Below are 23,604 nucleotides of genomic sequence, written 5' to 3' on the forward strand. Positions count from 1 at the left end.
ACAGAAAGGAGATTTCAGAATGATGGCATCACTACAACACCAAAACTCAAAAAAACTATCACTTATTACAAATGCTTCTTGTCCAAACATACAGTCAAAACCTCAAATTTCACTCGCTCCTTCTGTTGTATCTGTAATTGGTGTGCATATACAAAAAAATAAACTAAAAATAAAAGTAGGACAAAGCGCTGAATTATCTGCTTCTGTTCTCCCGATTCAAGCAACAAACCAAGAGCTTATATGGAAAAATATGAACCATGACGTCATAACAGTTATCACAGAGAAGGACAAAGTAATTATAACGGGAAAGAACCCTGGACGGGCCGTCATTATCGTAACAACTGCTGAAGGGAAATTTCGAGATTTATGTGTCGTTCAAGTTCATCCTTTTATAACAAATCCGAAATAAATTTCTTTCTTTGTTTTAGTTCATGTAATTCTTAGTATGAAGTTAAAAAGAAGAGTGGCCCTTAAGACCACTCTTCTCACTCACTTATTCAATGGTTTTCTACTTCAATTTGCGGATGAATATTTTTTAAAACAGAAACAAATTGCCGCTTATCTTTCGGTGAAACAAGTGCTGCTTCAAATTGAGAACCATAAAGTATTTCAAGTCTATCAAAAGACAGTACAGGAGCTGCTAGTGGATTTTGGGTTGTTGTAATCTTTCTTATATCTTTGATTGAAATTCTTTTTTTCATCGGGCCATAGCGCATGATGATTTGTTCCTTTTCTACCTTATACCCTGTTGTAAACCAGCTCCAAATGAGAAGAATCGCAAAAGGAACCGTGAAGAATAGAAGAAAATAATCTCTCCCTGCAAGAAAAGGAGCAAAACAAGCAGCTACCCCCGCCAAATAAATTGGATATAACCATGCATCTTTTTTAGATGGAAAGTACATATAAAACCACCTCTACACCCATTATATACCAAATTCTATTAAAAGACTTACCAACTATATAAAATTATTTAATTTTAAAAACTAAAACACGTATAACCCCGTTCTGATTTTAAGAAGGGGTTTTTAAATTTAAGTGTTATTGCACAATTGTGCCCTATTCTGGAATGGTCCTTTACTAACATTACCTCGTGAAGCCCTTTTCATTTTTCTTGTGCTTTTTGTCTCCAGAATAGTAGTTTAATACCGAACAGTTGGGGTAAGCATAACATAAATCGAGACAGCTGCCACTGCACAGATAATTGCTACGCCCCACAGTGCAATTCACCAAGCCTCGGTGAACTGTGAATGCCGTCGGGACGAGGGTCACGCTTTTCTGGTCGAACCCAGAACCTCTAAATAGTGCTGATTGTACATAATGCCTAAGATGTTCCCAAAGGGATCGACCACGGAAGCAGTAATGAACCCCTCGCCGCGCTCTGTGGGTGCCTCGTACTCTTTCGCTCCCATAGACAGCAGCTTTTTGAAAGTTACTGTTACATCGTCGACGTGCCAGTACACTACAGCACCGGCCGGGCCGGTCGCTGAACCATCGGGCGCGTAGCGGCTATCTATCAGGCCCAGCTCGTGCTGGTAGTCGCCAAGGCGAAACTCGGCATATCCTGGACGTTCGAAGTATGGTTCGATGCCTAATAACTCAGCGTACCACTTCTTTGCCGCTGCCAGATCATCCGTCCAAAAACTGACTGTGGTTAGTCCACGTAATGTTTGTGTGTCGCTCATAATCGATTTCCTCCTTAATGTTGAGTAGCATGTACCGATGCTAAACTAAATAACATCTTCTGAATTAAGTTCAATTTACTTACGAATAATCCTTTCTCTTATTCAAGAAGATGGCCCTTTAATGGAATACTATGACTGACGTTTGTGAACATCTTTATTGTAAATGTAACGATTTTATTGTTACTCAACAAAAAGAAGATCTTCACTCGTGTTCTCTCTTTGATTCCACTTGGCATGGGGCTAAAAAAGGAACTGACCGCTTCTATACACGGCCGAATCCTCTCTCCCACCCAAAAAGAAAGTTTTTTATATCAGTTTTTCAATTTATATAGAAAAAAGCTGTTAGGATTGCCCCTAACAGCCTACTAATTATCTATAAATACGCTACAGCTCTTGCGTAAATGCTGCACTTTGTACTGTTTCTTGCTGCACCCGTTTTTGCTGTTGCAGCAAGAAAATAAACACACCACATAATACGAGAACGCTACCCATAATTTGCATACTATTCAGCTTCTCACCTAATAAGAAAAAGGCAAGTATTGACGCCCCAACAGGTTCTCCTAAAATACTCATTGAAATTGTCGTCGCATTCACATAATTTAATAGCCAATTATTAATCATATGTGAGGCTGTTGGTACAATCGCAAGCAAAATGAAAATCCACCAGTCCCATGTAGAATATCCTGTAAACGGCACACTCATTACTACGTTATAAATAGCGATAAATATCCCCGCAAATGCAAACACAGTAAAACTATAAATCCAGTGTGAAACTTTTTTTACTGTTGTTTGCCCAATGAATAAATAACCAACAACTGCAATTACACTTAAAAAGGATAAAATATCTCCAATTATCGCTTGTCTGCTTAATCCTAAATCTCCCCATCCAATGCACATCACACCAAGAATCGCAATTCCCATTGTTACAACTGCCGAATATGTCGTCCTTTCTTTAAACAGAAAAAAACCGCCAACTAGCGATACAATGGGCTGGAGCGCTAAAATAATCGTTGAGCTTGCTACAGTTGTAAATTTTAAAGATGCAAACCATAACAGAAAATGAATTGCTAAAAAGAATCCTGACCCTATCAAAAACAACCAATCTCGCCTTTGAATCCCTCGAAACTCTTCACGTTTCTTCCAAACGATAGGAAGCATAAAGAGTACAATGATCCATAATCGATACATGCTTAAAATTGAAGATGGTGCTGAAGACATCTTTACGAAAACAGCTGCAAATGAAATGGCTATAATGGAAACTGCTAACGGTAATGCAATTGATTTTTCTTGTTTCAAATTGATTTCGCCCCTCTCCCCTGTAAAAATCCCACTTCATTATAGCTTTTTTCTTTTATCATATAAATACTAATTTTTTAGATTCTTCACACCATTATGGTAAAATATAAAATGAGAAGCACAGCAGTGAATGTGGCCTTTCATTTTCACTATTCGCGCTGCCCTCACGGAGCAAAACACAGTATATTTTTATTTAGGGGGATTTACATGAATCAAGCAACAGGGAAAATCGAAGAACTTTCATTTTACAGTACATCGCTTCAAGAAGAGATGACACTTCTCGTCTATTTACCAGCTAATTATACGCCGCTGCACAAGCACACCGTTGTCATTGCACAGGATGGAAGAGATTATTTTCAGCTTGGTAAAGCGCACCGCGTAATTGAACGTCTTCGTGAAAATGAAGAAATTGACCGAACAATTATTGTCGGTATTCCATATAAAAATGTACACGATCGGAAAGAAAAATACTTTCCAAACGATGTAAAAAATAGCGCATATATTCGTTTCCTGGCTCACGAACTCGTGCCATATATTGATGAAAATTATCCAACATACCAAATGGGAAAAGGTCGTGTATTAATCGGTGATTCCCTTGGGGGTACAGTGTCCTTTATGACAGCACTGATGTATCCGCATACATTCGGTAAAGTCGTTATGCAGTCCCCGTTTGTTGACGAAACAGTACTCAATCTAGCGAAAGATTTCACAGAAACGCAAGCATTAGACATTTATCATGTCATCGGGACAGAGGAAACCGCTGTAAAGAGAACAGATGGGCAAGTTTCTGATTTTGTAGGGCCAAATCGCGAATTACACGCACTACTTACAGAGAAAAATTTCACAACACATTATGAAGAATTTGAAGGAAATCATACGTGGAAATATTGGCAGACAGATTTACCAAAAGCATTTTCTCATATTCTATCAATGAAATAATAGAGAGCAGTGTTCAGAATTATTTGATATAATAGAAAAAGAGATTTATTTTCTTAAAATCTAACTAGACTTACAAAGGGAGGAATATAAAGATGAAACTAGGCATTGTAATTTTTCCATCAAAAATGATTCAAGATAAAGCGAACGGATTACGTAAGCGTTATGACCCGCATTATGCATTGGTTCCACCACATATCACATTAAAAACACCCTTTGAGGCACCAGATGAACAATTAGAAGCGATTGTTGGGGAACTGCATACAATCGCAAACAAAACAAATCCGTTTACCCTTCATGTTGGAAAGGTGAGCTCATTTGCACCTGTTAATAATGTTATTTATTTCAAAGTAGAAAAAACACCTGAACTTACATTCTTAAACGAAGAAATGCATAAAGGATTCTTCACACAAGAACGCGAATACGCTTTTGTACCACATTTAACAATTGGACAAAATTTATCAGATGCAGAGCATGCTGATGTATTAGGTCGCTTACGTATGAAAGACTTTTATTATGAGCAACCAATCGACCGTTTCCACCTTCTATACCAATTAGAAAACGAAACATGGACAGTACATGAAACATTCCATCTTGGAAAGGAGAACAAATAATTTGCAAGCACAAATCGTACAAACAGACGAGCAACTAAGAGATGCATTCTCTGTGCGTAAACAAGTCTTTGTTGAAGAGCAACATGTGTCTGCGGAAGAAGAATACGATCAATTTGAAGAAATCTCTAAACACGTTGTTATCTATGATGAGGATATACCAGTCGGAGCAGGTCGTTTTCGCATCGCCCAAGGCATCGGTAAAATGGAGCGTATATGCGTTCTCGCTTCTCATCGCAAAAAAGGAATCGGAAAAATCATTATGGATGCGCTTGAGGCATATGCCAAGGAAGAGTCTCTATCCAAATTGAAACTTCATGCGCAAACACATGCAGAATCCTTTTATAAAAAACTCGGATATCAAACTGTTTCTAATGTATTTATGGAAGCTGATATTCCACATGTTGTGATGATAAAAGAGTTATGATTTTCTAAACAGGAGGTAACCCCCTCCTGTTTTTTACATTGCTATTTTCTTTTTCTTCCGCTAAAGTTAAAAGTTGATGCTATAGTTTTGAAGGTGAATGTATGACTCAAGAAAAATTTTCGCAAAAAATATTAACGCACGCTAGCGTTCCGCAGGCAACCTATCATATTCCGAAAACCTCTGTCAATTTAATTGTAGAGAAGGATAATGATGCAGCTTATTTTCGTGCTCTGGAACAGCAAGGTGTTTATTTAAATGAAAAACAATTAGAAGCAGTCAGAACAACAGAAGGTCCCGTTCTTACATTGGCCGGGGCAGGAAGCGGGAAAACATCTGTTTTAACAACTCGCGTTGGCTATTTAATTAATGTGAAAAATGTTCATCCACGCAACATTTTACTGCTTACGTTTACGCAAAAAGCTGCTGAAGAAATTCGAAGCCGCGTAGCAAGCTTACCTGGTATGAATCATGCTGCAAGTCGCTATGTTGTCGCAGGCACATTTCATTCGGTCTTTTTAAAATTGCTTCGTAGCCAAGGGTATAACCAGCAAATTTTAGCAAATGAAAAACATAAACAAATTATGATAAAGAAAATCTTGAAAGAATTGCGCTTAAAAGACGATTATGACGCAGAAACAATGCTCGCAATGATTTCACTCGAAAAAAACAAATTAAATCGTCCAAAAGATGTACAAGCAAAGACACCAGTGGAACAAGAATTCCGTGAAGTATATGAGCGCTATGAAGATGTAAAACAAAGATATGGCTATATAGACTTTGATGATATCTTACTAGAAACATTCTACATGCTTGAAAATAACGCACCTTTATTAACGCAGTTACAAAATAGATTCCATTACATTGAAGTGGATGAGTTTCAAGATACGTCTTATGCACAATATGAGATTGTAAAACTATTGGCCACGCCTCGGAATAATTTATTTATCGCGGGTGATGATGATCAAGCAATTTACGGCTGGCGCGGCGCAAGCCATCAAATTATCTTATCATTTCCAAAAGAATTTGAAGATACAACGATTATTGCTTTGAATACAAATTATCGTTCGAATCCATTTATCGTTGGACTTGGAAACGAAGTCATTAAACTCAATCAAGAACGTTTTAAAAAAGAATTATATTCTGTTCATGAAGAAGGCATACAACCATTTTATGCGCGTCCTGCAACTACTCTTGATGAAGCAAATCAAATCCTGCAACTCATTCAAGATAAAGTAGCAAGCGGCGAGCGATCGTATAAAGACTTTTGCTTATTGTATCGGACACATTCTGTAAGCCGTTCTTTACTCGATCAACTTACAATTCATAAAGTTCCATTCATTAAACACGGCGCAAGTCAATCGTTCTATGAACATTCTTTAATTAAACCAGTATTAGATCATCTGCGCCTCGCATATGAACCATTTCGAATCGAATCGCTCTCAAGCATATTGCCAATGATGTATATTGGCCGTGATGAATGCATTTCATTTATTGAACGTGAACAGTGGAAATACAGCGAAGGAAGATTCCCTTCTCTCCTCCATTTCCTATTGCTCAACCCAAGTTTAAAACCATTTCAAGTCAAAAAAATAAACGAACGAATTGACTTCATTAAATTTATTAAAGAATTGGAACCAAAAAAAGCACTAAAAGAAATTATTAAAGGTAAAGGTAAATACCTAGAGTACTTACAAAGCAATGACCGTTCTTCCTTTACAATGCATAAAGACATTCAAGAAGAAATGCTCGAAGAACTGATGGAATCAGCAAATCGCTTTACTGATATCCCTGCTTATTTAGAATTTGTCAGTACGGCGATTCAAAGCCAAAAAGAAATGGAAGCATTGAAAACGATGCAAGAAAAAGATGCCGTATCTCTTATGTCGATTCACAATGCAAAGGGCCTTGAGTTTCCATGTGTCTTTTTACTCGGAGCAAGCGATGGCATACTGCCTCACTCTTCTTCTTTAAAAGACGCAAATGACCGTGTGACAGACACGTCTGAAGCTTTAGAAGAAGAAAGACGGCTCATGTATGTCGCGATCACTCGTGCAAAAGAAGAGCTTTATATTTCCTCCCCGCAATTTTTTAGAGGGAAAAAATTAGATATATCTCGTTTTTTATATATTGCAAGAAAAGATTTACCGAAGAAGTCAGCGCCTTAATATGGTGCTGACTTTTTTGTATCTTCCTCAAATAATACCCAGCTAAAAGAAATCAGCTTTGTCTCACGTAATATCAATTCTTTTCGACTCATATTCTAATAGTATAAATTTGATGATAAGGAGTGAACAATATGAGCTACAATTACAACGACGAGCACAATACATACTTTGATGAAAGCTGTGTATGTAATGTTGTCAAATTCATATATGAATTACAAGAATGCACATCTACCGCTTATTCATCACAGCATAATGCCCCATTCCTCGGTCCGCATTATAGAGTAAAGGCGGCAAACACACGTCCATTTATTTTATTCACAAAATCAGGAAACCCATTCGAAGCATATGTTCCTTCCGCAAATAAAAATTGTCGCTCTCCTATTTTCCGTGTAGAAAGTGTAGATAAAGATTGCTGTGCCGTACTTCGGGCGTTAATCGTTGTTATAGGCAAAGAGCCTGACACTAGCCCAAACCCTGTTTGTACTTACTTAACTATCCCGCACGCTGAATTACGTGCAACCTCTTCTTGTATCACTGTTGATTTACATTGTTTTTGTGGTATTCAATGCTTGCGGGATACGTCTGTTGCAAACTGCTAAAGTTTGATGGTATTAGTAATCATTTCTTCATCCTCTAAGCAGCCATAACATACACACATCTGTAAATGGAACCAACGTATAACAACGTATAACTCACTAAACTATAAAAAGATAATTCTGTCAAAACCAGAAATTCCGTTGTTGTTTGAAACAAGAAAATCGCTTTAATATCTTTTCATTACTCTATAAATATATTCCCTAACCATGTACAAATTTCTTCCCCTGGAATATCATAATGAAATTACTTCACACATCCCTCTATCGCTTCCTTGTTTTCCATTTTCATACAAAACAAAAACACTCACGATAACATGAGTGTTTATTCAATTTTGGTTTTGTTGATCAGAAACTTTCTTTTTCTTTCCACAGTTACAACCCTTTTTCTTTACAAATCCTTGCTGCTGCAATTGTTGTTGCTGTAGTTGTTGTTGCTGCAGTTGATACCATTGTTGCATGCTATATGGATTTGGTTGCAGGTTATTTCTCATGGCAAACATCTCCTCTATTGTGCAATTCTATCTATTCACTATATGAACAACCTTTTACTTCCGTTCACCTATTTTTAGACTATTAAATTCAGATTCTTCAATTATCCACGAATAAAAATGTAGAAACCCCTATCCTTATTCCTCAACAAAACGTCCAATTATCGTTTCAATAATAGCCGCTGCACCTGCAATCGCAAATAATACTAACACAGGTTCTGCAACTTTAGGAATCCAGTGGTAAAAGAGCAGTAAAAAAGCACTGATCCACACCCCTGTACACCAATAGCAACTTAACAATTCCCCAATCCATTTCTGGAGTCCCGTTCCCTTCACCTTCATATATGTAGACATGGTCCCGTCTTGCTCTTGAATTTGTATCTCTTCAATAAAAGGAGCGCGTATAAAGCTGGTAATTTTATCGTATACAATGAGACGCGTAAACCGAAACACAGCTAACGAAAAAATAAAAAATAAAAGCCAGCTATTTAAAAACATTGTTCCATCTCCTTATTCCCATTTATCAAATCCTAAAGTGTAACTCCTAACAACAAGGACATTACTCCCTTTTAAATTAGGACAAATAAAGGCTTATCCTTCAAAAAAAATCATGCTAAGAACCGTAACCTATTTGCTCCTATTTCAATACTCTAATAGTGTAAATGAAAACTAAATATAAGGAGTGAAATTCATGAGTTGTAATGATGAAAGACATGATCGTCACCACTCAAGCTGCGTATGCGATGTTGTAAAATTTATCGATGAATTGCAAGATTGCGCAACAGGTAGTGGATGTCCTACAGGCTGCGAAATCCCTTTCCTTGGTGCAAACGCTTCTGCGCCAGTCGCAAACACGCGTCCTTTTACACTATTCACTAAATTTGGAGGTACATTTACAGCAAACTTCTTTGTTCCAACTGGGGCAACTACATTTGTTGCTGGAACTTCTCCAATTTTTCGTGTAGAAAGTGTAGACGATTGTTGCGCCGTATTGCGGGTACTTGCTTTAAGAAGTGCTACAGGTACTATAGACCCTACCACTAGTTTTATTGAGGTATTTACTAGCGGTAATACTCTAGTTGCTACAAATTCTTGCATTACAGTTGATTTAAAATGTTTCTGTGCTATTGAATGTTTGCCAGACGTGAATATTTCTGGTGTATAACGTAAATGTAAACTAAAAAAACATCGGGTGGTAGCCTGCTACCACCTTTTACATATGAGTTACGTTCCAATCATTTGAATCAATATAATCTCGTTAATATCAATCACTGTTTCAATTAACTTTGTTGATGATTTAATTTTGACACGTCCATTCTCATAAGCAATAATACGCCCTATATAAGATGCTCGTTTTGTTCTAAAAAAACAATTTGCTTTCGGAATATAATGAGGACGATTCAGTAAATAATAGACTTTTTCTTCATTTGTCATTTCACGGAAAGATATGAATTTGTGTTTATTATTCTGTACTTCTGCACCGCTCTTTTCTCGTTCTTTGTTCTTTGACACTACACCCTCTTGTACTTCTTCTGCCTGCTCAGCTATATTTTTTTCTGGCTGCTCTTCAGACTCCACTACATCTGCTTCTTTTTCTTTTGCCTGCTCTTCAGACTCCACTACACCTGCTTCTTTTTCTTCTGTTTGCTCTTTATACTTCACTACTTCTTTTTCTTCTGGCTGCTCTTCAGACTCCACTACACCTTCTTCATTTCCTTCTGCCTGCTCTTTATACTCCACTACATCTGCTTCTTTTGCCTCTGTCTGCTCTTTATACTCCACTACATCTGCTTCTTTTTGCTGCTCTCTATATTCCACTACATCTGCTTCTTTTTCCCCTGCCTGCTCTTTATACTTCACTACATCTGCTTCTTTTTGCTGCTCTCTATATTCCACTACATCTGCTTCCTTTTCTTCTGCCTGTTCTTTAGACTTCGCTACATCTGCTTCTTTTTGCTGCTCTCTATATTCCACTACATCTGTTTCTTTTTCTTCTGCCTGTTCTTTAGACTTCGCTACATTTTTTTCATCCGTCCATATCTCTTGACTTGTTTGTTGTGCCATATGATTTTCTTTTGTGAATGTATCCTTCTTTATAACAAAAGTACGCTGTGTATACTTCTCAAGTGCTTCAGCATCTATTGATCTCATATATAATGACGGTACATTTTTTTTCTGCCCCGACTTTTTTTTCGCCATTCTCTATCCCCCATTTCCATAAACGTATTACTAAAAGTATATTCAATGGACGGAAGAATTTGCTTAATAATTTTCTTTCATGCTTGGATAGATGCTAAGTTATAATTACGTAAGCTTTATATTAAAAATTTTTACTATTATTATTTAACGATATGATTTACGAATGATTCAGTTGATAACATTTACATAATATAAATATGTACCTTGTAATTCATTTATTTCTTCATGAATAATCCCTAATTATTCATATTCAGCTTCTCTAATTTTGTATATTAGATTACATAAGATACTCTCATTATATTTTCTCATATAGTCATGAACATTATGGCGTTCAATGCTTCTAGTAGTACCACTGTAGATATTCCTCTCTTCATTTCTCCATTGTATTTCTTAGTAAAAAATCATCCCAAAGCTCTTGCCTCGTCAAATTATGTTTCTTCCTAACCATTAGCTCCTCCACTCCTCACTCTATTACGACACCAAAATCATACACATATTAACATTTTTTTAAAAAATAGGAACACGCCCTTCCACTTTAGCTCATTATTTCATTAAATATTAATGAAGAATATATAAAGGAGTGAAAAACATGAGTAAGTTTTTTAAAAAGTGCCCTCCTGCCTTTCCACCTGATTTTCCACCACAAAGACCTGCATTCGGATCAGCATTTGCAGTTACTACTGACCAACCAATTCCCAGCCCAGTTGCCCCTCTTACTAGTACCACTACTACTTTACTTCTTCCTGTTCCAGGTCCACTAAACAACGTAGTATCTACAGGAGCCGGGTTAACTTTACAAGAACCCGGAGTATATGCACTTGACTATTCGGTAAGTATTTTACTTGAAGCGGCTGTTCTTGCCGCTATATCAGTTGGTATGGATTTCACTGGACAATTACGTGCTACTAATGCTTTCGGTAGCTTTATTATTGGAGGTTCACAATCTAGAGTTGCAGACACTCTAGCACTTGCTGCAGCCGGCGCTTTAGAATGGGCGGACGTATTAACTTCACCTTCTCTTTTAGAAATAACTGTTCCTACAACGATTAGCATTGAAGTAATTAACAGTACTACATCAACGACTCCATTTGTTACAGGCGGATTTGAAGCTGACTTCGCTTCATTACGAGCAACTCAGATTGCTTAATCCTGAATCATCAATGTGTAGAGATGTTTTTTCTCTACACATTGATATATGTTATGAACAAATTCTCAACTTATTGTGTTTTAATTAAATTTAGTTGAATTAGAGAAATATATGATTGACACTTCTACCCATACTTTTCATACAGAAGCCTCTTTAGTCAACATAATACACTTTAGAATTTGTTGCAAAGCAAAAAAATTCTCTATACACTTTACATACTATCTCTCATTTATAAATATCTCCTCTTTCTATCAATAAAGAAACCTCCTGCTTCAGCTGAAGGAACCAAAAAGAAATATAACTAACTCCGCTCATTCAGAAGAATACTTAGAACATTCTAACACCAAGGACTAGTAGTAATGGTCTGTTCTCAACCTCTGGCGATATAATCAGTATCAACACCGAACTCATCACGTACGAAAAGCTGCCATCGACCGTGTGGATTCGTTCCATTGAAGACGCTCAAGACCGATCAATCCGTATGGTAGTGCTGGTGCAGGGAAAATTATCACCCTCTCCATAGGTAGTCGGCTGGTGCGTACCAGAAACGATTTGGCCTGTGGCTGGGCAGTGGAAATGGTGCAAAGTCGTCAAATGTTAATGTTCCCCCCTTCATATCAAGACTGCTATCTGCATCTTATACGATAATAACGTTCTCCTCTAATGGTCTAACAAATAAGGTATCAATTGGAAAAGTATGACTCATGTTGCTTATTGTTACCGTCACCTGAGTAATGATACCAGGCAAGTCTGAAACATTGATACTTGACGGATACGATGAGGCCGGCTGGCATCATTAATAGTAATTATCCCCAGATTAATAACCCGCAGCCTACAAAGAGGTGGGCTAGGTGAGGGAAATGCGACTGGACATCTGTTACAACATTTTTTATTTTTCATATTAATCATCCTTTACATTCAATGATTTTATGACTATTTAATCATCCCATAAAAATATAAGATAACTAGCGAAATCTACTGCAAAAACGTGTCTATGCGCTTTATTGTTATATCACAAGATATAGTGGTATATGCATATACCTTTGTTGTAACAAAAATAAACAGGGTAAAATTCAGCTTATTACACTCCTAAATCAAGGGCATAGTTGAGTAGTCCCATATTTCTTATACATTCTATGCACGCCTGTACAAATGGCACTAATAAATAAAAAGGATCATACACCATTGATGTACAACTCTACGCTAAAATGTAAGAATTGTTTTTGATTTTTAGTTCTTTCTAAAAAACTTATTTTCACAAAAAAACCTTGAATCGTATATTTTTTTACGACCCAAGAGGTTTTTTCATTTTATCCATTCATATAGAATTGTTATCCTAAAATATAATACCTCGAATTCACATGGATAGTCTCATCAGTAACACAGCTTGCTAGATCACTGAATAAGAATAACGCTGTGTTTCCTACATTTTCTTGTGTTACGTTCCGACGAAGTGGTGCACGTTCTTCAAGTTGTTTTAAGATACTGTTAAAATTGCCAATCCCTTTTGCAGATAGTGTACGAATTGTTCCCGCTATGAGAGACTGGTATTTCTATCCAAGATTGCTCTTAAGATATGGGATAATTGGCTCTCCTTTTTCAAAAGCTTCTATCTCGGTTCTGGAAACCTTTATGCAATCATGCAGGTTGTTAAGCTTTTGTACTACTTTTTTATCAATAGGATGGAGCTTGCAATTCATTACAATCCAATATTGATTGACATAGGTTAATATTTTACTTTCCGGTAAACAAGTATCACAACGTAAAATCGAGGAAATCGGTACTCCATAAGGTATCGAGTCCAACAAGCCCGAACCCACTTTAATTACTTCACGGAAAGAAAATTTAAATTTCCGAAAAGTCAATGTATTCATTATTGGTCTTTTCTTGTTATTTTCGATATAAAAAAATTCGTTTTTTTCATTCTGCACAACACGTAAATTTGGAATAGCAGTTGAATTGTCAATTGAAGATCCTTCCACATATCTATATAAAAAAGGATCAGGTATGGTAACTATTTTCTTTAGGTCATATTTAAAATATATAAGCATCTCATTTGTAATGAGTCTTCTTTGCTGCCCCTCAATCAAAAAAACTTGATGACTTGAGCCTCTTACCAACGTTCCATTTGGAATTGTCATAGGTAAATTGTTATATAAATTTTGAAAAGAGTAGGGCGTTTTATATGTTATATCAAGAATCTTATCAATAGGATGGAACGCTTGAAAACCATTTAATCGTTCCCAAAAAGCAGCATCTCCATTATACCAATGAACAGGACTCTCATCCCAATATCCCCCATACTCTTCATAAACCGCTTCTAATATTGAACGCGTATGCATGACTGAACAATGGTCTACAATGTTGGCAGCTTTAGACAGCACACTCCTTGCCGATCTTACTCTTTCATAAAGCAGCTTCAATTGATAATCAACAAATTTCACCTGCTGAGAAGAATAAACGATGTCTATCTTAGGATTCCTTATAAGGAAAGACGTCATTTCTTCTAACCTCTCTGGAACATAGACAGTGTCGTCTGTTAAATAAGAAATGTATGTTCCTCTTGTTAACGGAATCGCCTTGTTGATGAGTACAGCATATCTTGTTTTTTGATAACGCTCGTCATCTTTTATAGTACTATTCATGTAAACGATTCTTGAATCACCTAAATATTGTTTAATAACATGTATTGTTTCTTCATTAGAATTGTCATCCATAATAAAAAGTTCCCATTCATCTAAAGATTGACCCAGTACACTTTCAATTGCTTTGCCTACTAATACAGGCTTATTATAGCTAGTAAGAATGATTGAAACCTTTGGATTCAAAACCAACCCCCCATATAGTTAATCCTTTCATACAAAATCTGTCGATGTATTGTTTCCCAATAAAACTTTGACTCTCTAGTAGTCTATGAGTCTTTTACGAAAAAAATATGGATAATGGCATAAAGTGTTAAAGAAATAATCAAACCTCTTACCAATTACATACGTTGGTTAATATAAACAAACCAAAGGGAAGAAATTTGGAATTGTTATAAAAAAGGGTGTATTCACTAGGACAGCCTCTGCACTTAAGTATACCTATTAACATATAGTGTAGTATTAGTTTTTAAAAACTAACTTAATTGGTGCAAAGGAGGGAACATTATTCATGGATCCAACATGTGAAGGAAGCATATGTCTCCTGCTCTCCGGTATACAGCATGGAACTACTGTAACAGTTGTCGGTAAATCAGGTTTTGTTTATGGGCCAGCATTGTTTATATCCTTTGATCCAGCGACTTGCATAGTTACATTGCTAGATCAAGATTTGCTAACTCCAAATGTTACGAATTTTATATTCATTGGCTGTGACAATATTGAGAGCATTATAACCACCGCAGGTTAGAAAATGTCATCTATAATTGGTGAATGTATAGTGAAGCTATTGTATATCTCTTCCGGTTACCCCGGTATTTACAATTATTTGGAGCAAAGTATTAGGACTGAGCTAAACAACAATGGTTATGAATGGACCCACTTTCATCCATCAGAGCCCCTAGAAAAGCTACAGTCTATTGTTACCACTTTTCAACCACAGCTGGTTTTGGCAATGTTAGGAGACCATCTTTCCGTACAAGCAATTCAATATTTAAAAGAAAGTGGTATTAAACTGGCATGTTGGCTGACTGAAGATCCTTTTTATTTTGATAAGACTATTCAAATTATTAATAGATTTGATTATGTCTTTACTATCGATACTGGAGCTTTAAAGCACTATCAATCAGTTCATCCACATGCCTTTCATTTACCGTTAGGTACAGATCATACAACTTTTAAACCCCGGCTAGTGGAACATGTATACAAAAGTGATTTGCTCCTTGTAGGATATCCGTATCCTACAAGGGTGAATCTCATCCATTTTCTTTTAAAAAATACTAACTATCAAATCACACTCATTGGAAAAGGCTGGCGTAATAGATTGCAAAAAATATGGAGAAACAACCCAAGAGTTATGATTAAAGATACATGGGTTGAGCCACAAGAGGTTTCATATTATTACAACGGGGCTAGCATTGTATTAAATCCTCATCGAAACCACAATTTCTTGCATAATCAAAATACGTCTGGAATTATTTGCGAAAGTATCAATAACCGAACGTTTGATATTGCGGCATGTGGAGCTTTTCAACTAATAGAGGAAAAACCTAATCTTCGTTCCTTCTTTACTGAAGAAGAAATGATATCTTATTGGGACTATGAGGATTGCCTACGCAAAGTGGTTGCCTATATGGATGATGAAGAACAGAGACAAATTATTGCTAAAAAAGCTCAAAAAATAGTGATAAAGCAGCATACATTTCGCCATAGAGTTAAGGAAATGATTAATATTATTCAATCATTTCCTTAATCTATTACAAACATAACTTGTTGGAAAAATAAAATCTCGATATCTATTTTATCTATTAATTACGACAAACTACTGATGGTTGAATTCAATCTTATTTAGGGCAAACTTTACTTTTGGTAAGTTTGCTCTTTTTTAGCATATGCATACTTAAAATACAGTGGATACTTGTTTACCTACATTAAGATAATATAAAGTTGCCAGTAACTGCCCCTGCTCCTTAAATCTCTTTTAAGGATTTATTTGACAGTTTCGTAGATGCGTTTACAAGAAACTACTATTGAAATATTTATTTAGAATACTCCACGAGAAATTCCTCCATCAATTGGAATAAAAGTACCTGTAATAGCACTTGCAGCATCACTAGCTAAAAAAGCTACAACATTACCAAATTCTATTGGTTCATTATACCTTTTCATCGGCAAACTTTGCGCAATTTCTAATTCAATATCTTCAACTTTACGGTTTTGTATTTTAGATCTTTCACTTAGCAATTCTAATGCACGAGCAGTTTTAAAAGAACCAGGTCCAACAGTATTAACTGTAATTCCATGACTCGCAAACTGATGAGCGAGAGTTTTCGAAAAAGAAGCTAGACCAGCTCTATATACATTTGATAATGTAAGCATTTCTGAAGGTTCTTTAGCAGTAATCGAAGAATTTATTATAATCCTTCCCCATTTACGAGATACCATGTCAGAAATTAGTTTTTTAGTTAAATAAATTACAGGCAATAGCAGATCATTATGTGCTTTACTGAAATCTTTAAGAGTTAAATCTTCTATAGTTCCTGATTTAGGGCCAGCTACATTGGTAAATAAAATATCAATATTACCAAGTTGACTTTTGCTCTGCATAATAAGTTTATTTAAATCATCAATCTTAGTTACGTCGGATTGAACTGCTAGAACTTCGGCTTTACTATCTATAGCACAAATTTCTTGTTTAGCCTTTTCTAATTTTCCACTTCTACTTGTAATAATCACATTATGTCCATCACGGTATAATCCTTTAGCCACCGCTAAACCAAGTCCATCAGAACTAGCTAACACTAATGCAGTACGTCTCTCAGTTTTACTCATTAATTATCGTCCAACATATCTTCATATAATTGATCATCCTTACTTACATCATATTTTAAATTTCTGCCTATAAATCTCTTTGCTTCTGAAGGCTGTGTACCTGTTCCAGGGCGCTTATATGCTAAATCACTCCATTGGATTTTTGTACCTGCAACCATATCATTACGAGCTACTAAGGACCTACGAGTTAATATAAAATTCTCGTCATCCTTATGCCGACGTTTTATTGGCCTCCCCATTGCCTCTTTAATATTACGTATATCAGCTACAAATTGATTTAATTCATGAGGATTAATAGAAACTTGATAGTCTGGTCTTTTTATTGTAGCATCTAAACTAAAATGCTTTTCTATAACATGAGCCCCTAACGCCACTGCCGCTAATGAGATAGCTGTTCCTGCAGTATGATCACAGAAGCCCACTGGATATTTAAATTTTTTAAGTACTTCCATCGCCCTAAGATCAACTTCATTGGGCGGGGTCGGATATTTAGTATTAGTTTGATATACAACTACATTTTTCCCACCAGATTTATCAATTACTTCTAAAGCATCTTCTATTTCGGGCAACAATGCACTTCCAGTAGAAAGAAATATAGGTAAGTTGGTTTTTGCACATTCAACTAAAAAGGGATGGCATGTAATATCTCCACTAACTACTTTAAGAAAGTCAGCACCCGACTTGACAACAAATTCAAGAGACTTAAAGTCTACTACACAAGCTGTCGTAGATAACCCAAATCTATGTGCATCATCAAACAATTCTATAATCTGCTCATCTGATAATCTCCATTTATCCCAATCTGATTCAGACTTAGAGCATTTACTACTATTAATTTCATTATAGGCTATATGCTGAAAAGTAACGGCGTCAGCCATGCTTAAACTGGCAACCTCGACCATTTTTTTTGCTTCTATAAAAGAACCTATATGGTTAACTCCAGCCTCAGCAATTACAAAAACTGATGAATCTTCACCAACTAGCTTTCCATTAACGTTAAACTTTCGCACCAGCTATTCCGCCTTTCGTAAGGTAATTACAAAAGTGCAACAGTTGTATAAAATTTTATTTTTTTAACAAAGTTGTAAGGTATCGTTAGTGATCACCCTAATTATTTTTCTTTTATGGAATGTTTAAATAGAACTGAAATATAATTACAGTCTATGACAGATATGCTGTCACCATCCTAGGATTAGGTATAGAAATACAAAGAAGCCCACCTCCTATCCCCCTCCAGATATATTGATTGATTAATTCATTTTTCTGTTTGGATTTTTTTCTGACATTATAAATCTTCCTCTTTTTGTTTTTTGCAACTTCAATAATATATGAACTAATAAATGAATTCAGAACTGTACTTGATTAAATTTAGATACAAATATTCAAAGAAAAACAGGCAGTTACCCCTCTATGCTGCTCACAGCTGTTTTTTTGATATCTTTTAAGGATACCCCATTTTTGGTTACATGATAGATAAACTCCATCATGCTGACTGTTTATTGCCTTTATATACCAACCAATCTGTCTGAAAATGTCTGATCCGACACGATTATACAAAAGATATAAGTAAACCACACCAATGTCCAGTAACGAAAGATGACTTGTATACTTTGAATCTGATAACGCCCGAGTTGAAGTATATGTTTAGCTTACCGGAAGAAGCTTTCGCATAGTATGCCAAAATATACTCTGTCGACATCTCCACATCTGTGCACAGAAAATAGCGAAGAGATGTGACAGCCCATAGGTTGATCAGCACTCCAACAGAAGTTTTCATTAACAGACACTTGTTATGATGAGAATAGAAAAATAGAAATAAATAAGCTCTTTAATATTTTTGATAAACAAAAAAAATGCTCAATTTTTAAAATTCACTTCTGACAAAGCGCGGCGCAGTACATCTCAACTCCTATTAATATCCAAGCCATGCATTCCTTCCGTAATTTCACATTTGAATACGGTACCACTTTTGTTTTTTACATATAGAATGTGTAAATGGGAAGTTTGAACTAAAAGAATTCAAGATTAGCCAATTCAACCCTGGCACATAAAGAAAATGAACAGACTAAGATAAAAATATTCTTGTAATCCTTTATAGTGTAATTACATTTTTAATTGTTCTTGCTATGTTTATCGCTTTAATGTCAGAGAAATTCGAAGTTTATGCAGTAATGGTTACCACGACGATTTTGTTTATGTTATTTGAAATCTTAACTTGTACTGAAACATTAAGCCGTTTTTCCAATGAAACAACATCAACTATTGGTGCTCAATGATTACAGCTTCTACTATTAAGAACAATTATTTACTGATAAGAATCAAAATGAACTTTCTTAAAAGGAAAAATCATTATCATTTCATCGTTAATAAAGGCGGCCTTGAAGAGTCCAAACTTTATAAAGCTAGTTCATAAGTCCATTCATTTATAGTTTAGTTAACATATGTATATAGAGTGCCAGAATAGCTTAATTTACTATCTCTTGGAGATGAGAAGATGAAGAAAGCTTTGATAACTGGTATCTCTAGACAAGATTGTTCCTATTTAGCAAATTTTTCATTAAGTAAAAATTATAAAGTGCATGGACTAAAGAGCAGTTCGGCCACAACAAATAATAAAAATATTAAACGATTTAAGGGAGAAATTGAATTTGTATCTAGTGGCTTGTTAGATATAAGTTCATTAATTGAAGCAGTAAAAATAGCAGAACCCGATGAGGTTTATCATTTGATTGCTCAATCATTTGAAGAAAACTCATGGCTACAGTATCTATACAGGGTAAACAACAGCTCTTGATGTTACAAATATACTATAACTGACTTGAAATTTTGACATGTAGCTTAGCTCAAGCCGCCGAAGCACAGCTTGGACAATTGGGTAATCCTGATAGAAATGCTGGTACGGCTTCTATGATGGATGCTTGGGTTGGATGAAATCTGTTAGTACTGATACTGTACTTCAATCGCTAAAATATGCTCAAAATTCTTGTTAGGATATCAGGACGGCCATATTTTCTAAACTTCTGGCATTTGACCTCTTATATATTTAATCAATAATGATATAATTTAATATTTGGTTCTATAGTTTATTACAGTTTCCGACTACTTTATACAATACGTTGTATGTCTTATTTACTTCTATTCACAATCAAGGAGGTATTGATTTGCCAAAAGTAACAGTAATTATGACAAGTTATAATAAACCCGATTATGTAGGGAAAGCCATTGATAGCATATTAAATCAAACACTTGAGGATTTTGAACTCTTACTGATGGACGATAATTCTAATAAGTCTACCCAAGATGCTATCAAGCCCTTTTTAAAAGACAGCAGAATTAAATTTTATCGCAGTAACATAAACAGTATTTCTGAGCGCGTCGAAAAAATTCGATATGCGGTTTTGATTAATGAAGCACTTAAGGATGCGAAAGGAAAATATATCACATACGCTACGGATGATAATATGTATGTACCAAATCGTCTTGAAAAAATGGTGGATTTTCTTGAGCAGCATCAAGAAGTTCAAATTGCCTATTCTGCATCAATAACTATTCATCTTGATGAAAAAGGAAATCCTGTAAAAAAAGTTCAGAGACCCGCAAAATCTATTATAACCATTGCATCATGTATTATAGATCATTGTTCCATTATGCATAGTGCCTCTGTTTTGCCAGTGCTGCAACAAAAATGGGGATCATATTGGGATGAAAATCCTGAGTTTTATCGAATAGGAGATGCTCGTTTTTTTTGGAGGCTTAACCATTTTTGGAGTTTTTATCCTATTAATGAGATTTTAGATATCAACTATATTACTCCGCATTCCATACACCATCAGCTTTTCGCAGAAGAAAAAAATGAGTTTATCAAGAATTTACCGATACAAAGAACATGTAAAGAATTACGTGAAGATTTAAAGCAGAGAGGAAGGCAATAAGTTGCAAGAGGTGTATTTGAAAAATTATTGGTTGTTAAATTTAGAATTTATAGAGACATTTGCAAGTTTAACATATCGTGACATCCCCTTACCTTTACTAAGTAACTTTTATCAATATCTAGATAATTCATTAAAACAAGAAATGATGAGAGAGGATTTTAATAACCATCTTATAATCAAAACGTTAGATGAAAGCCAAATTCAGCCTCAATTTGAAAAATGGCTAACGCCAATTCAAAAACCAATGCAGAAAAAGCCGATTCAAGGAAAGACATTATTGAATTTTGATTATCTTCGGTTTTCCGTCAGTAATTATTCTCAGTTCGATCCAAATGATACACTGATTTTAGCTAGATGGCGAAAGCAACAGGCGTATAATATTCCTGTCATTTGTATGGCTGATTATACAAGACAATCTCCTGATATTGCCGATTCATTTATCCAACAGGCTCATACTATTTTCGCTTCACACGAAAATCACCCCGCGTTTAATAATTCATATTTTAAAGAAAAGTTTTTGGCTAATATTCCATTAATGATAGAGAAAATTGATATGGTCAATCTTATTTTCGAAAAAAATCTTATTTCTAGCGTAGTTGTCGGAACGACAGAGGAGATAACCAGTCGAATCCTTACTCTAGTAGCATCAAGCAAAGGCATTCCGAGTTTTTGCTTGCAGCATGGAGTCATTATGGGGGAAGAAGCTTTCTTCCCAGTTTTCGCAACAAAACAAGTTGTCCATGGTTTTTATGAAAAGGATTTATATCTCCAAAAAGGTGTAGAAGAAAATCGAATATCAGTAGTAGGACATCCAAGATTTGACGATATTTTTACCATTAATCATATGAGCAAATCCTCGCTTCTTCTAAAAATGGGACTTAACGCACAAAAAAAAATAGTTTTCATCGCCACTCAACCATTTAATACTTCATTTTATGTAGAATTAACAAAACTTTTGATAAAGGATCCTGAAATAGCAGTAATCATCAAGCCGCATCCTTGGGAGAAGTCACGGAATCTTGTTAGCGAGTATGTGAATCTAAGTAAAGTATATTCATCAGTTAAGTATGTAACGAATGAAGTGAATATTTATGATATTATTGCGAATTCAGATATTGTAGTAGTAGCGAATTCGACTGTAGGATTAGAAGCCATGTTACTTAATAAACCTGTAGTCATTTACAAGTCACAGTCGTTGGATCGAAATTACCCTTATTATGATACATTAGATGGTTTAGTCTCCCATGACGCTGAAACGGCTTCAATGATTATTCATAACATTTTGTACCACCCTCCAACTCTACAAATGGGAAAGCAAGTAAGAGACCAATTTTTAAACCACAACTATCCACAAAAAACTGCTGTGCCAAAACTGCACAAGCTAATAAAAGAAATGACTGGAAAATCAAATGATTTAAGTAGCAAACTCTCAAATGAAGGTACTGAGACCCCTTAAAATAAAGCTGTATTTCTTACCAGAGACGACAAGAATTCGAAATTTTGATGTTCTCTATATGAATGAGAAGCCCACACACGACATGAGGTTTCTGGATAAAGTTATATAGGAGAAAATTCACATATCCTTACATTATTTATTACGCGAGTTCTTTAACTAGGAGGCAACATGTAGATGTTTTTTAAAGATAAGAAAGTACTAATTATTGGTGGAACGGGTACCATCGGCCGAAGTTTATTGACCCATATTCTTGACGAAGACCCAAATGTTGTCAGGATTTTTAGTAGAGACGAGTATAAGCAATTCATGTTACAAAGCGAAATAGGGAGCAATAATCCAAAGCTTCGTTATTTAATTGGCGATATTCGAAATTACGACCGTGTGTACAGCGCGATGGAGGACATTGATTATGTGTTTCATGTTGCTGCGATGAAGCACGTTACCTTTTGTGAATACAATCCTTATGAGGCAGTATTGACTAATATTGTTGGTACCCAAAATGTCATAAAAGCAGCTATTGCCCAAGATGTGAAAAAAGTTGTATTTACCAGCTCAGATAAAGCAATTTCGCCAACTAATAATTACGGTGCTACAAAACTCACCGCCGAAAGACTCATTAGTTCTGCTGAATATTCGAAGGGTTCTAGTAATACAATCTTCTCGAGTGTAAGATTCGGCAATGTGATGGGATCAAGAGGTTCGGTTATTCCTCTATTTGTGAATCAAATAAAGGAAAATAAAAAAATAACCGTTACAGACCTCAGTATGAGCCGATTTATGATGACACTCAAACAGGCAACAACGCTGACAATCGAGGCTATGAAAATATCAACCGGCGGAGAAACATTCGTTTTAAAAATGCCTGTTATCTCTTTGAATGATCTTGCTTATGTTGTTATGGAAGAAGTTTCAAAAAAATATAATATACCTATCGATAAGCTCAAAATTGAAGAAATCGGCTTACGGCCGGGCGAAAAGAGATATGAAGAATTGATGACTTATGATGAATCCATGTATGCATTAGAATTGCCAAATATGTTTATCATTCCGACATTCTTCAAAAAGAATCTAAATTATAAAAATACAAAAAAAGCTACACCGGGAACTTATCAATCCGATAATCAAAAGCCCATTACAAAAGAAGAGCTTCGTCAATTAATACAAAGTGAAAAGTTGATATAAAAAGGAGGAGAATACA

23 protein-coding genes and 1 pseudogene are annotated in these 23,604 nt (G+C 35.5%); 14 read left to right on the plus strand and 10 right to left on the minus strand.

Translation table 11 applies throughout. The annotated features are described in order from the left end of the window. The first annotated feature begins 19 nt into the window (after nucleotides 1-19). Entirely contained in the window at nucleotides 20-409 is a 390-nt protein-coding gene (locus tag Y7E_RS0118665; RefSeq protein ID WP_017152782.1) for an Ig-like domain-containing protein, read from the plus strand. Between the two features lie 88 nt (nucleotides 410-497). On the opposite strand, the gene Y7E_RS0118670 is transcribed toward Y7E_RS0118665, so the two are convergent. The 3 genes from Y7E_RS0118670 to Y7E_RS0118680 all read right to left on the minus strand — a co-directional run bounded on the left by Y7E_RS0118670 (nucleotide 498) and on the right by Y7E_RS0118680 (nucleotide 2,978). Beyond that, entirely contained in the window at nucleotides 498-902 is a 405-nt protein-coding gene (locus tag Y7E_RS0118670; RefSeq protein WP_017152783.1) for a PH domain-containing protein, read from the minus strand. 363 nt (nucleotides 903-1,265) lie between these two features. Then, complete coding sequence (locus Y7E_RS0118675; protein WP_017152784.1) at nucleotides 1,266-1,682, minus strand: VOC family protein; 417 nt, start codon at nucleotides 1,680-1,682, stop codon at nucleotides 1,266-1,268. Nucleotides 1,683-2,066: 384 nt separating this feature from the next. Then, nucleotides 2,067-2,978, minus strand: a complete 912-nt coding sequence (locus tag Y7E_RS0118680) for a DMT family transporter (RefSeq protein ID WP_017152785.1) — start codon at nucleotides 2,976-2,978, stop codon at nucleotides 2,067-2,069. Nucleotides 2,979-3,185: 207 nt separating this feature from the next. Between Y7E_RS0118680 and Y7E_RS0118685 the strand changes: the two genes are divergently transcribed. From Y7E_RS0118685 to Y7E_RS0118705, 5 genes are all read left to right on the plus strand, one after another. Then, nucleotides 3,186-3,917 carry an alpha/beta hydrolase gene (locus Y7E_RS0118685; RefSeq protein ID WP_017152786.1) on the plus strand — a complete coding sequence of 244 codons (732 nt, stop codon included), beginning with the start codon at nucleotides 3,186-3,188 and terminating at the stop codon, nucleotides 3,915-3,917. Between the two features lie 92 nt (nucleotides 3,918-4,009). Beyond that, nucleotides 4,010-4,528: a YjcG family protein gene (locus tag Y7E_RS0118690; protein ID WP_017152787.1), complete on the plus strand. Its 519-nt coding sequence runs from the start codon at nucleotides 4,010-4,012 to the stop codon at nucleotides 4,526-4,528. 1 nt (nucleotide 4,529) lies between these two features. Then, entirely contained in the window at nucleotides 4,530-4,952 is a 423-nt protein-coding gene (locus Y7E_RS0118695; RefSeq protein ID WP_017152788.1) for a GNAT family N-acetyltransferase, read from the plus strand. A gap of 101 nt (nucleotides 4,953-5,053) precedes the next feature. Beyond that, nucleotides 5,054-7,117: an ATP-dependent helicase gene (locus Y7E_RS0118700; protein WP_017152789.1), complete on the plus strand. Its 2,064-nt coding sequence runs from the start codon at nucleotides 5,054-5,056 to the stop codon at nucleotides 7,115-7,117. Between the two features lie 131 nt (nucleotides 7,118-7,248). Beyond that, nucleotides 7,249-7,716, plus strand: a complete 468-nt coding sequence (locus Y7E_RS0118705) for a CotY/CotZ family spore coat protein (protein WP_017152790.1) — start codon at nucleotides 7,249-7,251, stop codon at nucleotides 7,714-7,716. A gap of 323 nt (nucleotides 7,717-8,039) precedes the next feature. On the opposite strand, the gene Y7E_RS0118710 is transcribed toward Y7E_RS0118705, so the two are convergent. Both Y7E_RS0118710 and Y7E_RS0118715 read right to left on the minus strand, forming a co-directional pair. After that, the gene (locus Y7E_RS0118710) at nucleotides 8,040-8,213 is read right to left on the minus strand and encodes a cytochrome C oxidase subunit III (protein ID WP_081584665.1); all 174 of its coding nucleotides are present in this window, start codon (nucleotides 8,211-8,213) and stop codon (nucleotides 8,040-8,042) included. A 126-nt stretch (nucleotides 8,214-8,339) separates the two neighbouring features. Then, on the minus strand, nucleotides 8,340-8,699 hold the full coding sequence (locus Y7E_RS0118715; protein WP_017152792.1) for a DUF1360 domain-containing protein: 360 nt from the start codon (nucleotides 8,697-8,699) through the stop codon (nucleotides 8,340-8,342). Between the two features lie 193 nt (nucleotides 8,700-8,892). Here Y7E_RS0118715 and Y7E_RS31920 point away from each other — a divergent pair, with 193 nt between their 5' ends. Then, the gene (locus tag Y7E_RS31920; protein ID WP_017152793.1) at nucleotides 8,893-9,366 is read left to right on the plus strand and encodes a CotY/CotZ family spore coat protein; all 474 of its coding nucleotides are present in this window, start codon (nucleotides 8,893-8,895) and stop codon (nucleotides 9,364-9,366) included. A 59-nt stretch (nucleotides 9,367-9,425) separates the two neighbouring features. On the opposite strand, the gene Y7E_RS30805 is transcribed toward Y7E_RS31920, so the two are convergent. Next, nucleotides 9,426-10,400, minus strand: coding sequence for a CotO family spore coat protein (locus tag Y7E_RS30805; protein WP_017152794.1), 975 nt, complete (start codon nucleotides 10,398-10,400; stop codon nucleotides 9,426-9,428). A 589-nt stretch (nucleotides 10,401-10,989) separates the two neighbouring features. Here Y7E_RS30805 and Y7E_RS0118730 point away from each other — a divergent pair. Beyond that, nucleotides 10,990-11,547 (plus strand): hypothetical protein, encoded by a 558-nt coding sequence (locus Y7E_RS0118730; protein WP_017152795.1) that lies wholly within the window; start codon nucleotides 10,990-10,992, stop codon nucleotides 11,545-11,547. A gap of 1,331 nt (nucleotides 11,548-12,878) precedes the next feature. Here Y7E_RS0118730 and Y7E_RS31925 read toward each other — a convergent pair. Continuing rightward, nucleotides 12,879-13,082 (minus strand): annotated as a pseudogene (locus tag Y7E_RS31925) (SDR family oxidoreductase); the annotation flags it as partial. Between the two features lie 18 nt (nucleotides 13,083-13,100). After that, on the minus strand, nucleotides 13,101-14,375 hold the full coding sequence (locus tag Y7E_RS0118735; protein ID WP_017152796.1) for a glycosyltransferase family 2 protein: 1,275 nt from the start codon (nucleotides 14,373-14,375) through the stop codon (nucleotides 13,101-13,103). A 325-nt stretch (nucleotides 14,376-14,700) separates the two neighbouring features. Here Y7E_RS0118735 and Y7E_RS0118740 point away from each other — a divergent pair, with 325 nt between their 5' ends. Together Y7E_RS0118740 and Y7E_RS0118745 are read left to right on the plus strand one after the other, a co-directional pair. Further along, nucleotides 14,701-14,937: a hypothetical protein gene (locus tag Y7E_RS0118740; RefSeq protein WP_017152797.1), complete on the plus strand. Its 237-nt coding sequence runs from the start codon at nucleotides 14,701-14,703 to the stop codon at nucleotides 14,935-14,937. A 30-nt stretch (nucleotides 14,938-14,967) separates the two neighbouring features. Next, on the plus strand, nucleotides 14,968-15,939 hold the full coding sequence (locus Y7E_RS0118745; RefSeq protein WP_017152798.1) for a CgeB family protein: 972 nt from the start codon (nucleotides 14,968-14,970) through the stop codon (nucleotides 15,937-15,939). 290 nt (nucleotides 15,940-16,229) lie between these two features. On the opposite strand, the gene Y7E_RS0118750 is transcribed toward Y7E_RS0118745, so the two are convergent. Both Y7E_RS0118750 and Y7E_RS0118755 read right to left on the minus strand, forming a co-directional pair. After that, the gene (locus Y7E_RS0118750; protein ID WP_017152799.1) at nucleotides 16,230-17,018 is read right to left on the minus strand and encodes an SDR family oxidoreductase; all 789 of its coding nucleotides are present in this window, start codon (nucleotides 17,016-17,018) and stop codon (nucleotides 16,230-16,232) included. Next, nucleotides 17,018-18,028 (minus strand): N-acetylneuraminate synthase family protein, encoded by a 1,011-nt coding sequence (locus Y7E_RS0118755; protein ID WP_017152800.1) that lies wholly within the window; start codon nucleotides 18,026-18,028, stop codon nucleotides 17,018-17,020. The genes Y7E_RS0118750 and Y7E_RS0118755 overlap by 1 nt, the downstream gene beginning before the upstream one ends. A gap of 1,484 nt (nucleotides 18,029-19,512) precedes the next feature. Here Y7E_RS0118755 and Y7E_RS0118760 point away from each other — a divergent pair. The 4 genes from Y7E_RS0118760 (at nucleotide 19,513) to Y7E_RS0118775 (ending at nucleotide 23,588) form a co-directional block, all read left to right on the plus strand. After that, on the plus strand, nucleotides 19,513-19,812 hold the full coding sequence (locus tag Y7E_RS0118760; RefSeq protein WP_017152801.1) for a GDP-mannose 4,6-dehydratase: 300 nt from the start codon (nucleotides 19,513-19,515) through the stop codon (nucleotides 19,810-19,812). A 367-nt stretch (nucleotides 19,813-20,179) separates the two neighbouring features. After that, entirely contained in the window at nucleotides 20,180-20,950 is a 771-nt protein-coding gene (locus Y7E_RS0118765) for a glycosyltransferase family 2 protein (protein WP_017152802.1), read from the plus strand. Between the two features lies 1 nt (nucleotide 20,951). Beyond that, entirely contained in the window at nucleotides 20,952-22,406 is a 1,455-nt protein-coding gene (locus tag Y7E_RS0118770) for a capsular polysaccharide export protein, LipB/KpsS family (protein WP_017152803.1), read from the plus strand. A 174-nt stretch (nucleotides 22,407-22,580) separates the two neighbouring features. Next, entirely contained in the window at nucleotides 22,581-23,588 is a 1,008-nt protein-coding gene (locus Y7E_RS0118775; RefSeq protein ID WP_017152804.1) for an SDR family NAD(P)-dependent oxidoreductase, read from the plus strand. Nucleotides 23,589-23,604 lie beyond the last annotated feature (16 nt).

The sequence above is a fragment of the Bacillus bingmayongensis genome, assembly GCF_000299035.1.
Taxonomy (GTDB): domain Bacteria; phylum Bacillota; class Bacilli; order Bacillales; family Bacillaceae_G; genus Bacillus_A; species Bacillus_A bingmayongensis.

Excerpts from the sequence above, each read along its gene's own strand:
- Y7E_RS0118665 (WP_017152782.1), top strand. The coding sequence starts at position 20 with ATGATGGCATCACTACAACACCAAAACTCAAAAAAACTATCACTTATT.
- Y7E_RS0118670 (WP_017152783.1), bottom strand. The coding sequence starts at position 902 with ATGTACTTTCCATCTAAAAAAGATGCATGGTTATATCCAATTTATTTG.
- Y7E_RS0118675 (WP_017152784.1), bottom strand. The coding sequence starts at position 1,682 with ATGAGCGACACACAAACATTACGTGGACTAACCACAGTCAGTTTTTGG.
- Y7E_RS0118685 (WP_017152786.1), top strand. The coding sequence starts at position 3,186 with ATGAATCAAGCAACAGGGAAAATCGAAGAACTTTCATTTTACAGTACA.
- Y7E_RS0118690 (WP_017152787.1), top strand. The coding sequence starts at position 4,010 with ATGAAACTAGGCATTGTAATTTTTCCATCAAAAATGATTCAAGATAAA.
- Y7E_RS0118700 (WP_017152789.1), top strand. The coding sequence starts at position 5,054 with ATGACTCAAGAAAAATTTTCGCAAAAAATATTAACGCACGCTAGCGTT.
- Y7E_RS0118705 (WP_017152790.1), top strand. The coding sequence starts at position 7,249 with ATGAGCTACAATTACAACGACGAGCACAATACATACTTTGATGAAAGC.
- Y7E_RS0118710 (WP_081584665.1), bottom strand. The coding sequence starts at position 8,213 with ATGTTTGCCATGAGAAATAACCTGCAACCAAATCCATATAGCATGCAA.
- Y7E_RS0118715 (WP_017152792.1), bottom strand. The coding sequence starts at position 8,699 with ATGTTTTTAAATAGCTGGCTTTTATTTTTTATTTTTTCGTTAGCTGTG.
- Y7E_RS31920 (WP_017152793.1), top strand. The coding sequence starts at position 8,893 with ATGAGTTGTAATGATGAAAGACATGATCGTCACCACTCAAGCTGCGTA.
- Y7E_RS30805 (WP_017152794.1), bottom strand. The coding sequence starts at position 10,400 with ATGGCGAAAAAAAAGTCGGGGCAGAAAAAAAATGTACCGTCATTATAT.
- Y7E_RS0118730 (WP_017152795.1), top strand. The coding sequence starts at position 10,990 with ATGAGTAAGTTTTTTAAAAAGTGCCCTCCTGCCTTTCCACCTGATTTT.
- Y7E_RS0118740 (WP_017152797.1), top strand. The coding sequence starts at position 14,701 with ATGGATCCAACATGTGAAGGAAGCATATGTCTCCTGCTCTCCGGTATA.
- Y7E_RS0118750 (WP_017152799.1), bottom strand. The coding sequence starts at position 17,018 with ATGAGTAAAACTGAGAGACGTACTGCATTAGTGTTAGCTAGTTCTGAT.
- Y7E_RS0118760 (WP_017152801.1), top strand. The coding sequence starts at position 19,513 with ATGAAGAAAGCTTTGATAACTGGTATCTCTAGACAAGATTGTTCCTAT.
- Y7E_RS0118775 (WP_017152804.1), top strand. The coding sequence starts at position 22,581 with ATGTTTTTTAAAGATAAGAAAGTACTAATTATTGGTGGAACGGGTACC.